The sequence below is a fragment of the Paenibacillus sp. Soil766 genome, from assembly GCF_001428105.1.
In the GTDB taxonomy this organism is placed as follows: Bacteria; Bacillota; Bacilli; order Paenibacillales; family NBRC-103111; genus Paenibacillus_E.
The window spans coordinates 77,776-90,197 of record NZ_LMSJ01000004.1 but is presented as its reverse complement, the minus strand read 5'-3'; the positions used below and the strand labels follow the sequence as shown (position 1 = coordinate 90,197).

13 protein-coding genes are annotated in these 12,422 nt (G+C 48.9%); 2 read left to right on the top strand and 11 right to left on the bottom strand.

Going from position 1 to position 12,422, the window contains the following annotated elements; genetic code table 11:
* Positions 1 to 53: 53 nt before the first annotated feature.
* On the bottom strand, positions 54 to 791 hold the full coding sequence (locus ASG89_RS04280; protein WP_157276528.1) for a ThuA domain-containing protein: 738 nt from the start codon (positions 789 to 791) through the stop codon (positions 54 to 56).
* A gap of 185 nt (positions 792 to 976) precedes the next feature.
* On the opposite strand from ASG89_RS04280, the gene ASG89_RS04275 reads away from it, so the two are divergent.
* On the top strand, positions 977 to 1,927 hold the full coding sequence (locus ASG89_RS04275; protein WP_057309218.1) for a helix-turn-helix domain-containing protein: 951 nt from the start codon (positions 977 to 979) through the stop codon (positions 1,925 to 1,927).
* A gap of 14 nt (positions 1,928 to 1,941) precedes the next feature.
* On the opposite strand, the gene ASG89_RS04270 is transcribed toward ASG89_RS04275, so the two are convergent.
* From ASG89_RS04270 to ASG89_RS04240, 7 genes are all read right to left on the bottom strand, one after another.
* A complete protein-coding gene (locus tag ASG89_RS04270; protein ID WP_057309056.1) occupies positions 1,942 to 2,757 on the bottom strand; it encodes an SPL family radical SAM protein in 816 nt (271 codons plus the stop codon).
* A 14-nt stretch (positions 2,758 to 2,771) separates the two neighbouring features.
* Positions 2,772 to 2,972, bottom strand: a complete 201-nt coding sequence (locus tag ASG89_RS04265) for a CLC_0170 family protein (protein WP_057309055.1) — start codon at positions 2,970 to 2,972, stop codon at positions 2,772 to 2,774.
* Between the two features lie 15 nt (positions 2,973 to 2,987).
* Positions 2,988 to 4,205 carry a Ger(x)C family spore germination protein gene (locus tag ASG89_RS04260; RefSeq protein WP_235549588.1) on the bottom strand — a complete coding sequence of 406 codons (1,218 nt, stop codon included), beginning with the start codon at positions 4,203 to 4,205 and terminating at the stop codon, positions 2,988 to 2,990.
* Complete coding sequence (locus tag ASG89_RS04255; RefSeq protein WP_057309054.1) at positions 4,186 to 5,301, bottom strand: GerAB/ArcD/ProY family transporter; 1,116 nt, start codon at positions 5,299 to 5,301, stop codon at positions 4,186 to 4,188. The genes ASG89_RS04260 and ASG89_RS04255 overlap by 20 nt, the downstream gene beginning before the upstream one ends.
* On the bottom strand, positions 5,249 to 6,868 hold the full coding sequence (locus ASG89_RS04250; RefSeq protein ID WP_057309214.1) for a spore germination protein: 1,620 nt from the start codon (positions 6,866 to 6,868) through the stop codon (positions 5,249 to 5,251). Before ASG89_RS04250 ends, ASG89_RS04255 begins: the two co-directional genes overlap by 53 nt.
* Positions 6,869 to 7,161: 293 nt before the next feature.
* Positions 7,162 to 7,725, bottom strand: a complete 564-nt coding sequence (locus tag ASG89_RS04245; RefSeq protein ID WP_057309053.1) for a methylated-DNA--[protein]-cysteine S-methyltransferase — start codon at positions 7,723 to 7,725, stop codon at positions 7,162 to 7,164.
* 30 nt (positions 7,726 to 7,755) lie between these two features.
* Complete coding sequence (locus ASG89_RS04240) at positions 7,756 to 8,298, bottom strand: bifunctional transcriptional activator/DNA repair enzyme AdaA (protein WP_057309052.1); 543 nt, start codon at positions 8,296 to 8,298, stop codon at positions 7,756 to 7,758.
* 153 nt (positions 8,299 to 8,451) lie between these two features.
* Between ASG89_RS04240 and ASG89_RS04235 the strand changes: the two genes are divergently transcribed.
* Entirely contained in the window at positions 8,452 to 9,396 is a 945-nt protein-coding gene (locus ASG89_RS04235; RefSeq protein ID WP_057309051.1) for a DNA-3-methyladenine glycosylase family protein, read from the top strand.
* Between the two features lie 496 nt (positions 9,397 to 9,892).
* Here the strand turns inward: ASG89_RS04235 and ASG89_RS37110 are convergent, their stop codons facing one another.
* The 3 genes from ASG89_RS37110 to ASG89_RS04225 all read right to left on the bottom strand — a co-directional run bounded on the left by ASG89_RS37110 (position 9,893) and on the right by ASG89_RS04225 (position 12,402).
* Positions 9,893 to 10,051, bottom strand: a complete 159-nt coding sequence (locus ASG89_RS37110; RefSeq protein ID WP_200963424.1) for a hypothetical protein — start codon at positions 10,049 to 10,051, stop codon at positions 9,893 to 9,895.
* A gap of 194 nt (positions 10,052 to 10,245) precedes the next feature.
* Positions 10,246 to 11,094, bottom strand: coding sequence for a hypothetical protein (locus tag ASG89_RS04230; protein ID WP_057309050.1), 849 nt, complete (start codon positions 11,092 to 11,094; stop codon positions 10,246 to 10,248).
* Between the two features lie 99 nt (positions 11,095 to 11,193).
* Entirely contained in the window at positions 11,194 to 12,402 is a 1,209-nt protein-coding gene (locus ASG89_RS04225) for a multidrug effflux MFS transporter (RefSeq protein ID WP_057309049.1), read from the bottom strand.
* Positions 12,403 to 12,422: the final 20 nt, after the last annotated feature.

Here is a 12,422-nt window from a genome sequence, read left to right as displayed (position 1 = left end):
AAAAAGAGCATACCCCCATTTAATAGGAGGTATGCTCTCTGCTATACGATGATTTACGCTTTAACCTTCGCTTTAATCTCTTCCAATGGCTTGTGGTTACCGTATTTCGGATACTCACGTGTCGATGGGGCAGCCCAATGAACTGCATTGGAGATCACGCGGCGGATTTGCTCATTGTAGTACGTACGGTATGTTTCATGACCTGGACGGAAGTAGAAAATCTTCCCGTTCCCACGATGGAACGTACAGCCGCTACGGAACACTTCGCCGCCTTCGAACCAGGAAACCATGATAAGCTCATCAGGTTGTGGGATGTCAAAATGCTCCCCATACATTTCCTCTGCCTCAAGATCAATGTACTCGCCAATGCCTTCCACGATTGGATGACCAGGTGCAACGACCCATAGACGTTCTTTCTCGTCAGCTTCGCGCCATTTGAGATCACAGGAAGTGCCCATAAGCGTTTTGAACACTTTGGAGAAGTGACCGGAATGCAAGACAATTAGGCCCATGCCTGCCCATACACGCTTTTGAACACGAGCTACGATGTCGTCTTGTACTTCACCGTGTGCTTTGTGCCCCCACCAAATCAATACGTCCGTATTGTTCAAAACCTCTTCCGTCAACCCATGCTCAGGATCGTCTAATGTTGCATATGTGACTTGGACAGACCCGCTAAGGCCCTCACCAATGGCTGTATGTATGCCATCAGGGTAGGCAGCGCGGACGATTTCACTTTCTTTTTCATGACGAAATTCGTTCCAAACGGTTACATTTAATGGTTTACTCATCATTTCATGCCTCCACGATAGCGTATTCATTCTTACTTCTGAGTATAGGTTTTCCCAAGCGTCAAGGAAAGGCAGAATTATGCCTATTTCTTATTCAATAGTGTCATCTGCTGTCTCGCGATGTTATACTTATTGGGACTAAACCTTATTCGAAAATGTCCAGCTTAGTGAGGTATTCCATGCCTATGAACCCTACTCTTAGTCCTACTAACTTAACTGAAATTAGAAATGAAGAAGTCGTGTACCAGAACCCGCTTCTTTTCTTAAAAATATGGGAAATCAAGCATGATTACCCCCACTATGGCTTGCCCGACCCTTGGACATGGCATTGGCATAAGCAGGTTGAGTTTCTGGTCGTAACCCAGGGTCAACTCGCTATCCAAACGAAGGATACCTATACCGTAATGGACGCCGGAGATGTCATGTTGCTTGGTTCCTCGCAGCCCCATCGCACACATAAATACTCTGAAGAGCCCTTGCACCAAATTGTATTTCAAATCGATCTAACGCAGCATTTCGATCTGAGCACACTCGCTTATTTGCATTTATTTTCGGAGCTGACGCATTCCCTCGAGCCGTTTAATGAACTTTTTCGTTCAAATAGGTCGGTTAGAGCCAGCGCTTACCAGCTCATCCGGCACATTCATGATGAGTCACAAACTCGTACCATCGGTTATGAGCTAGCCATTGTTGCTGCCATTAAGCACCTCCTGTTGCTTCTTCTGCGCAATGATAAACGTGATCTTGCTGGTCTGACCGAGGATTCAGGCATCTCACGTTTGCGTCCTGCGCTGGATTATATCGACGAGCATTTGACAGAACGAATTACGGTCGAAGATATGTGCCGCATTCTGAATCTGAGTTATCATTACTTTATTAAGTATTTTAAAAAAGTGATGGGACTATCCTTTATTGATTATGTGAATTATAAACGTATCAAAAAAGCCGAGCGCCTCCTGCTCACAGGTGATCTCAGTATTATGGAAATTAGCTATGAAGCCGGTATTCAGAACATGGCTCAGTTCTACAAACTATTCAAGCGTTACAATCAATGCTCGCCTAAGGAATTCAAGCAGCGGCTCAGAGATCATACTGACGTTCATGATGAGCAACCAGTCGGGGTACAAACAGAGTGAAGATCGGCGGACAATCAGGGGAGGAATCCCGCCTGAGAGACAAAGACACGCTCCTGCGGAAATTGCCGCTGGAGCTGTTCGTGCACGCGCCGATACGCATCCCGACTGTACCAGTCGGTCAACTCCAGCGCGTCATAGATCGCACGCACACCGTTGCGCCCCGTGCGTCCTCCCCCACTGCCATCGCCCATGAAGTAATCGTCGATGCACACCCGATCCACGATGCCGGCCAGCTGCTCGGCGAAGCCGTCCGAGCATGGCAGCACTGGCGCTATCGTGGCCTGCACCGGGACTCCGCGCGCGGCGAGCTCGCGGAGTGCTTCCAGCCGCGCCGCTATCGGTGGCGCGGACGGGGTGAACGCGCGGCGGATGTCCTCGCGGTCCGTCTCCACCGTCATGCTGACTCGGACGCGGTCGCCGAGCAGCTGAAGCAGGTCCGCATCCCGTTTCACGAGCGGGCTGCGGGTTTGCACGAACAAGAAGTCCGGCTGCTGCTCGGACATCACCTCGAGGAGCGCGCGGGTGAGCCGCTCCTTGTATTCGATCGGCTGATACGGGTCCGTCGCCGATGAGAAGAAGATCGTGACGGGCCCTTTACTTTTGGCCCTCGCCAGCTCCTTGGCGAGGAGAGCGGGCGCGTTCTCCTTCACGTCGACCCAACTGCCCCAGGGTTCATTGCGGAACAACGCCACCGGCATTTGCCGCACATAGCAGTAAGAGCATGAGAAGGCGCAGCCGGTGTACGGATTTAACGTATGCGAATAACCATCGAGGAACCCGCTCGCTTTGGTCAGCAGGGACTTCGATTGCTTGCGCTGTACATTGGCCATGGGTGCACCCCCTTTTATTTCCAAAACCATTTCTCATAGGCCAGATAGCTAAAGAATGAAAGAACGCCCAAAGAGATATTGAACCAACCTGCAAATAACGCCCCCTTCTTCTCTCTCAGCATACTAGCCTTTGTATAAATTTTCACATCGAAAACTAAAATGAGCAACCCAGAGATTAACAGCAGCAAAACCGTGTAATTGTTAAAGGTAATCATTGGCCGAATCCTTCCCTAGTTGGTTTTCGTCCCAATTCGTCTAATCTTTACCTGCACCTTGACATCGACGGACATTTCTTTATATTGATCTTCCCATCTTTCATTGGGTTTGACTTCCCTGTTCCAGTAGGTTGGCTGCGTCGCGCGCACATATTCACCGAAGCCGAAAATATCACTGCCATCCTTCTGAGTCTGCTGGATTAGTTTTCTAAATCCAACATTAGCATCTCCTTGTATTTTCTCCTCCAACTTTTTCAAATTTTCCTTTGAAATGAGCACCTCCTCATTCGATTTCTCCGTTAAGTCCCCTTCAATTTGGCATTTTATGATGGTATGCACGTTTCCATTTCTGATTGTTGTCGTTATTTGCGACTTCCGATGCTTAGATTTAAATATAGCCGTCGTTTTCGTGCCCGGCATTTCCATAATAACACTATACCCCCCTGGGTTAATTTCTTTGATCGCCATATAATGACCGATTTGCAAGGCTGTTGTCGAGCCGACCATTTTATCGTTTCTAAAATAGGCCATCCCAGCAAGTTCAATGTTCGATTCCTTCTTTAAATCCAAATAAGGGAGCATTCCTTCCTGCCCCTTGGCAGAATTGGCACTGAAAAAGACACCCAAGAAAATATTGGGCAGCCTGCCCATTTCTCTGGCATGTTCCAAGGTAGCGAGCAAATATAATGTCGGAACGCGCTCCATTTGCGGAGTAGCTTTCATGAGGTCAGCCGCATTTCCTTTGGATACGACCATCCAAACGGTTCTTCTGACTTGAGGTTGACGTCGAAAGAAGTCGTTTTCATTCTCGATCCCTTTTTTGGCTATGGCTTCCGAAAGCACAATGACCCGTAAATGGCCATAAAACAACTTACCTGCGAGCTGCTGCTGAAGATTCAATAAAGCGTCATCAATGGTATATCCGACGCTGGTCAGCACCCAGACCGGTTTTTGCCCAGAAGGGCTGCCGGATCCGCTCCCTGTACCTAAGGGAATGCGGCCGGGAACAGCAATTTGGACAGTGATACGAATGAGTACCTTATTGGCCTCTGGATCCTGGCCCAGAATATGCGTCGTATTGCTGATTTCTTTCTCATCACCCGGCTTCGCCTTATCAATACCAATCGCTAGGACGACAGCTCGATCTTCGATTTCTAGACGATCCCAGCAGCCTGTAAGCAAAGGGGCCACCAACGCGAAAACAAAAATCTGTTTAATCAGATTTTGCCACAAGTTGATCCCCCCGACTTTTTTTCTTACGAATCAATGCTACAACAAATAAGACAAATGGATACGCAACTGTGAATACGAGTCCTAAGCGCCCGACAATTTGAATGATTTCATACAGCTGCAGTAGGTTTTGGGAAAACATCGCGATGACATAGATAAAGGGTACAAGAAAGAAGGCGAACATTTTATGGTCTCGGAGGCGCAGCAGCTGGCTTGAAAAATAAATGGCTAAATAATAGGTCGACAACAATGTCGTAAACACCGCAGTAACCCATACCGCAAGAAATGCGCCATCTAAACGCTCCAGGATGTTGGCGGGCAGTGAAGTCGTCTTGGCTAATTCCAGCGTAGGCCAGACTAATTTTTTAATTTCCTCTGCTCCGAATACGCCTACTGTGGCAATCACAATAAGTGTATATAACGCACCAGGTATTACCATACCGATATACCCAGCAACCATGGCTTTCTCCGGCCTGCGCATCGCAGGAATGACGATGGTCATGACAAAGGAGCCTTGAAATAAGGCTGCCATTGTGAGGATCCCCCCTGACATGTCGCTTGGTTCATTTCCCCACAGGGGCAGAAGGTTGATTACGTGTGCATTTTTTAGTGAGAGCACGACAATCAATAGTGCCGGAAATACGATGATAGGGAAATAAAAATGGTGAAAATACGTAAAGGTCGTTATATCTGCGCGAGAGGAAACAGCCGCTAGCAGCAGCATGACGATCACCGTCACCTCTAGCGGGGTTTTGCTTAAGACGGAAGTGACAACAACCTCTCCAAATTCACGTGATGCCAGTGCGGTAAGCAAGCAAAAAAAACCGATAATCAAAACACTAAATCCACGCGCTGGCCATTTACCAATCAAATCCTCGCTGTATTCTATAATGGATTGCGCGGGAAAACGCATACCGAGCTTCGTTAAGAGCCAAAGTCCTAGTAAACCAATCAAAAAGCCTAGCAATGTGACAAGCGGCGCTCCGGAATCGGCAGCTCTGACAGCAAAAAGCGATAGGGCTAATACACCCACCCCAATGATTGTACTAATCAGTATGATCGCCGCTTGAATAACTGTGATCTGGCGGGGATGCTCCATCGGTTACGTTCCTCCTTGAATTTCCGACTTTCAAAGGGTCTAATGTGTTGTTTGGCGCTTCTCCACTCATTTCTTGCGTTATTTTTCCAAGACGAGTGTCATTCAGTGTGTGTAAAAGTGTCGGTCGTTTGGGCATGCTCCACAGCGGCAGCCGTGCCAGTGTGTCCTTCATCCCTTGAAAATTACCTGGGACTAGCGGGCTCAAGTAAGGAACACCGAATGATCTTAAAGAAAGCATATGGTTGGCGATCAGAATCAATCCGATCATCACCCCATATAAGCCGAATATGCCTGATAAAATCACAAGTGGAAAGCGCAATAGTCTGAGAGCCAGTGCCGCATTGTAAGCCGGTGTGGCAAAGGAACCGATCGTCGTCAAAGCGATGATAACAACCGTAATTGGAGAGATAAATCCTGCCGCAACCGCTGCCTGTCCAACGACAAGCACACCAACAATGGAGAGCGCTCCCCCAACCTGCTGTGGCAGCCGAAGTGTTGCTTCTCTTAGTACTTCCATGGATATCTCCATAATCAAAACTTCTATGACAGAAGGGAAAGGCACTCCCGCTCTTCCCCCCGCTACCGCTACTGCAAATTCAGTAGGGATCAGCTCCGGATTAAACGAAATTAAGGCCACATATAGCGATGGGAAAATCAGTGAGAAAATCAGAGCTACCAGGCGTGATAATCGTATGAAACTGACGAGGAGATACCTTTCTGAGTAGTCTTCGACCGTTTGATAAAATTGACTGAATACCGTAGGCAATATGAGCGCAAACGGAGATCCGTCTACAAGCAGGATAACTCTGCCTTCCAGAAGATTAGCGACCGCTTTATCCGGTCGTTCGGTGTTTTGAATTTGCGGGAACGGAGATACATGGTTATCTTCGATAAACTGTTCCAGGTACCCCGCGTCTATGATACCATCGATATCAATCAACGATAAACGCCTGAACACCTCTTCTACGAGTGCAGGATTCACAATGCCATCTATGTAGCAGAGAGCCACTTTGGATTTCGTGATACGTCCTATGCGAATCGTTTTTATCCGTAAATCCGGCGTCGGGAGACGGTAGCGAAGCAGGGCCAAATTCGTACCCAACATTTCAATAAAGCCTTCCCGTGCACCACGGATCACCTGTTCCGTTTCGGGTTGCGTGATCGCTCGCTTATCAACATGGCGTGTACTGAAGATAAACGCATCCGAAACTCCATCAACTAGAAGAACAGTGTTCCCTTCTACGATGGTTTGAATAATTTCATTCAGCCCTGTTTCCGTTCTTCCTTCACACGCATAAAGCGTATCGTTTAAAAGAAAATCTTTCATAGGGCGGCTTACTGCTTGGGCATAATCTTGAGAGGACGTTAACATCAAAGGCTTTAAAATATGATCGTTCAAATACTGTTTATCAATCAAGTCAGGGAAATACATCACGACAGCTGGTTTATCGGAAAACAGGCAAAACCGGCGTATGATGAAGTCGTCATTTTCACCGAGTATCTGTTGCACGAATGTAATCGTTGCTTCTAGCTGCGTGCTGACACTCGCCTCTTTATTTGCTTCCATAATCTGATGAGCAGGTGAATTCTTCAGCGGTATCATCCGAGGTTGCTGACTTGGGGATGTATGCTTTGTCCGTAGCTTATTCCAACTCCAAAAGGTCACACAATTCGCCCCCTGTAAGTACACTCATGATAATTCCAGCGTCGTACTCCCATTCATTTCCTTCCTCATATCTTTATCCATATTTGAGATTCTATGCATGAGAGCATACTTGGGGAGTGAATATATTATCGATAACGAAGAATAAGAGCAGCTTCATGTCATTGAACGGTGACATGAAGCTGCTCCCGCAAAGCCTACTTCCCTAGTCGCTCTAACTGCAAAAGTTTCTCCTTATTCCCCAATCCCCCGCGATAACCGGTCAGAGCGCCATCCTTCCCTACGACCCGATGGCAAGGTACAACAATAAGCACAGGGTTTGCGCCGATAGCGGTGCCGACCGCTCTCACAGCACTGGATTTATCTATCGACTGGGCTACCTGTGAATAACTTACCGTTTGACCGTGGTCAATCTCGTGCAACGCTCTCCACACCGACTGTTGAAACGACGTTCCCCGTAAGTCCAGTGCGAGTGAAAATATCGACCGATCTCCACGCAGATATTCATCCACTTGCTGCATATAAGGCTTTAACTTATCCTCCTGCTGAATCCATCCGCTCGGGTGAACAAGCTTTCTCGCCCATTGGGTGAATGCTTGCCACGATTCAACATCAACGCCATCTCTCGAGTCATCTTTCTGAAACTGTAAGTAACCCAAACCTACATCCGTTATCGCCATCACGAAATTATGATCTTGCAAACGAACAGCACCCCAGTAGATCGTATCCCTTGCCTTACTTTCCGTAACTTCTCTCCCCATATTGCATCCAACCTCTCAACTCGGTTATCGTTAATGCATGGGCTGTTGCCTGAATTCTGTCGGCGTTAGCCCGGTTTTCTTCTGAAACAATGTCGCAAAATGCGCAGCATTCGCCATCCCCACCCGCGACCCGATCACCTGCACGGGCATGTCCGTGGTGATTAGAAGCTTTTTAGCTGCAGCAAGCCGGACCTCTTGGATATACATCAGAGGCGTCACGCCAGCTGCTCGTTTAAAAGTCCTTTGCAGATGATACGTACTCGCATAGAAATGCTCAGAAAGCGTCGCTAACGACAGTGGTTCGGCGAAGTGCTCTTCGATATGCGCCTTCATTTCCGCAACCCAGGTCTCATCGGGAAGCCTGTTGCCGTCAGGCCGACACCTTTTGCAAGGACGAAAGCTCTCCGCTATGGCTGCTTGGCTGTGATGAAAAATACGCACATGCTCCCGCTTCGGAAGCCTCGATTTGCAGGAAGGCCGGCAGAAAATCCCTGTCGTCGCCACTGCATAATAAAACGTCCCATCATACGCCGCATCATTCGCCACAATAGCTTGCCAAAACCGTTCCTGCATATCGGATGCCCCTCTCCTTGCGTTCCTTTGATAAGCTCAGTATACCCAAACAGGCTTGTAGTTGTAAGGGTTCCGAGATGAGAAAGCAAGATTACAAAAGCCGCTATCGGCGATAATGCAAGTAACAACTTCCTACCGATAAGGAGAATGACCATGCCACACCTGCAAGCTTTTGACCCATCCAGTCTAAAATGGCACGAACAAACAAGCACGCTCTCGCTTGCTCTGCCTGAACCTTTTCGATACGAGCAAAATATCGGCTATTTAAGCCGCTCAACCAATGAGTGCCTATTCGTTGTGGATAACTCTAGCATCTATAAGCTGTTGTTTATTGGGGATAACCTCGCACTTATCGCTGTCCACAGTGAGGATGATGTGGTGCTTCATATCCAAATTATCCACTATACTGGGGCTAGTTTAACTTCTACGGTCCGCGAAAATATCGCTCGCTATGTGTGGGAATGGTTTGATTTGGGGACGGATTTGACGTCATTATATGAGATGAAGGATCCCATTCTACGGCAAGTGACGGAGGAATTCCGAGGGCTGCGCCTAATGGGGATTCCTGATTTGTTTGAGGCGATGAGCTGGGGGATTATCGGTCAGCAGATTAATTTGGCTTTTGCCTATACGCTCAAAAGGCGTCTCGTCGAAACCTTCGGCACATCGCTGGAGTGGGAAGGGCGTACCTTTTGGGCTTTCCCGACACCGGAGCGGATCGCTGCTCTCACGACAGAGGATCTAACCGCTTTACAATTCACGGGTAAAAAAGCGGAGTACCTCATTGGCGTTGCCAATCTCATGGCGCAAGGCGCGTTATCCAAGGCTGGACTGCTTGCGATGAGCGATTTCCTTGCCATGGAAAAAGAGCTGCTGCGCATTCGCGGCATCGGCCCCTGGACGGCCAATTATGTGCTGATGCGCTGTCTGCGCAACCCCGCGGCGTTCCCGTTGGCCGATGTCGGCCTGCATAACGCGCTGAAGCATGTGCTTGGGCTCGAGGCCAAGCCCTCGCTCGAAGAGATCCGCCAGCTCGCCGAGGGCTGGCGGGGCTGGGAAGCTTACGCCACGTTTTACTTGTGGCGAGTGCTGTATTAGCCGCGGCTGATTGGACGCGGCGGGCGCGGCGAGGGCGGCCTCGATCCGCACCGCCTCCACCTGCGGTCGCCACCGCTCCACCCGCTGTCGCCGTCGCCCCACCTCGTCGCGCAGAAATAACTGGATTATATGTAGCTAAATCCAGCGAATTTCAGTTATAAATCCATTTAGCTGTATTTCATGCAGCTAATTCCTCAGCTTTTCACCCTTTTGAGTAAAAATGCTGAAAATAACTACATATTATCCAGCTAAATCCTCATTTCAGCGAAATCAAGCGAAAATAGATGTACTATTTCCAGCTAATAATCGGGAGTGCGCGAGATTAGGGGAAGTGTGCCAGATTAAAAGAGTTGGCGTGATCGTCGGGGGAAGAGTGGAGTGAGAAGAAGGTGAAGGGAGCGTCGGTGGCAGAATTAATCTAATGTTGTTCGGAATCGGGAATTGTGAGCAAGCTAATTTGTTCGGTCGGGAATCAACAGTTAGCTTAATTAACCACTCATTTCTGCGGCTCCACAATTACTTCTTCTTCCTGTACCTCACCCGAGCATGCGAAGCACAATAAGGATTTATCCTTCTGCACGACACCATCCAGAAATCCCATTTTGCAATAAATCGGCTTCTCACATGTGCGACAATGTCCAATAAGCTCTTCCATCCAGCTACTCCTCCTTCAAGCTTCTCTTCTCTTCTCTTCTCTTCTCTTCCTACTCCAAAAGATCTTCCTGCGCAAAACTTCTACGCCACCTACTCGCTTCCCTTCAGCACACCTAACTAGTGACCAAAGAGGCTGCCCCGCTCGATATTATCGAATGTGGCAACCTCCTACTATCCCTGTAGGATCGGTCATTATTAAGTAGCCGAAGGCGCCTCTGACGGTGACGGCAGGGATGGCGGTGCAGGTCTATGCTCCCCACCGTGACCTGGCTTACCTTTGAATGAACCGCCGTCTCCACGTGGCTGTGGGAATGGGCGTTCGCCGCCACCTTTGCGTTCGACGAAGTTTTTCAGCTCATCGGTCAGGCTGTCTTTCAGCTTAGCGATCAACTGATCCTCGGTGATGCCTTTTGCCGCGGCGATCTCGGCAAGGGACTTCCCTGCCTTACGCTCAGTCGCCAGTTCGTCTTCGGTGATTCCAAGAATCGCAGCGATTTCGTGCGGAGCAACCCCTACTCCGCCAGGCATAGCCATGTTAGGCATATTGCCGGCGCGAGGCATTGGCTTTTTATCGAAACTCATCGCATGGGGCTTCGCTTCTATAATTTTTTTCAACCGATCGGCAAGCCCATCTTTGAGCTTATCTGCCTGTTCTTGCTTGATTTTGCCCTCGCTAAGTGCCCTATCGATTTTCTTCGTTTCTGCCTCTGTCAGTTTAGCAAGCAGTGCTTCTTCACTGAGGTTAGCTTTTTCCTGCGCGATTTGAACGAGGGTTTTTCCTGCATCAATTTCCGCTTTAAGGACCGCTTTATCTATGCCTAGGATGGAAGAAAAATCGATTGCGCCGCCTTTACCAAAATCAAAACCGCCCCTTGGTGCTTGATGCTTCTCAATTCTATGTTTATCCTGAATCTTCTTAGGTGCAGGTGTTGTTGTGTCTGTGTCGTTAGCAAGCGCTTGATTATGCTGAAGTACGAAGCCGCCACTGATTAATAATCCAGCTGCGAGTGTGCCAATAAGCCACGTTTTATGAATGCGCTTCATGCGTGTTAGCCACCTTTTTCACAAATTGGTCAATTCTTCTTTCAGTATAAACCTTAATTGTGAAAATTCCTTGAATTTTCTTAAAAAAGTGAACCGCACTTACGCTTTTTCTCTCGTCAGGAAAACGAAACAGAGTACGCCACCCAACTCCATGACAGCGATGATTATCCCTAAGGGTACAGCCGTCTGACTGCCGCCAAGGCCGACAAGCGGTGCTACTAAACCGCCGATGACGAAGGTCATGAGACCTAGCAAGGCTGCGGCGCTGCCGGCTGTTTGGCCTTGATTTTGCAGCGCCAAGGAAGAGGTCGACACAGATACTGGACCAATACAAGCGACGATCAGGAAGAACGCCGGCAAAATCAGAATGAGCCCAGCCCCGCTAAGCGTTGCAACGAGAAGTAGCAGACCTCCTAGAACAGCTATCGCTAGGCCACCAGCTAACAGACGGTGATTGCTGACTTTGCCAGCGAGTCGCCCTGTTATTTGCCCGGCAAGGATGACGCCTGCCCCATTCACGGCGAAGATGCTGCTAAACATTTGGGGAGAAACATCAAATATATCCTGCAAAACAAACGGTGACCCCGAAATATACGCGAACATACCAGCAAAAACGAGCCCCTGCGTTAGCGCATAGCCCATGAACAAACGGTCTGTGAGCAAGCCGCGAAAAATACGCAGCGTATTCGTCAGTCCTCCTTTGGAGCGGCGTTCCGGCGGATGGGTTTCTTTTAGCCCAATTACAACAATGATGAACATCACGACACCGATCAAGCTGAGCACAAGGAACACACCACGCCAAGAGGTGAAATGCAGCAGCTGTCCCCCGATAATCGGAGCTAGGATAGGAGCTGAACCATTGACGAGCATCAGCAGCGCAAAAAACTTCGTCAACGCCACACCTTCATACATATCACGAACGATCGCTCGGGAAATGACGATCCCAGCAGCCCCCGCCATCCCCTGCACGAAGCGTAGGATCAGGAACGCCCAGATCGAAGGGGCAACCATGCAGAGTGCGGAGGCGACACCATAAATGAGGAGGCCGACCATCAGAGGCATACGTCTTCCGCGCACATCACTCACCGATCCTGCAATGAGCTGACCTAGAGAGAGACCGAGCATGCAGGCGGTTAAGCTCATTTGTGTAAGTGAAGTTGTTGTATGGAGGTCACCCGCAATAACGGGCAGCGCCGGTAGGTACATATCAAGAGAAAGCGGCCCGAAGGAGGCGAGTAAACCGAGCACCAGCACCATCCATAATCGGCTGCCACTCGTTGTTTCTTTGGCTTGCGAAGCAATAGACATAATGGGATCACATACTTTCT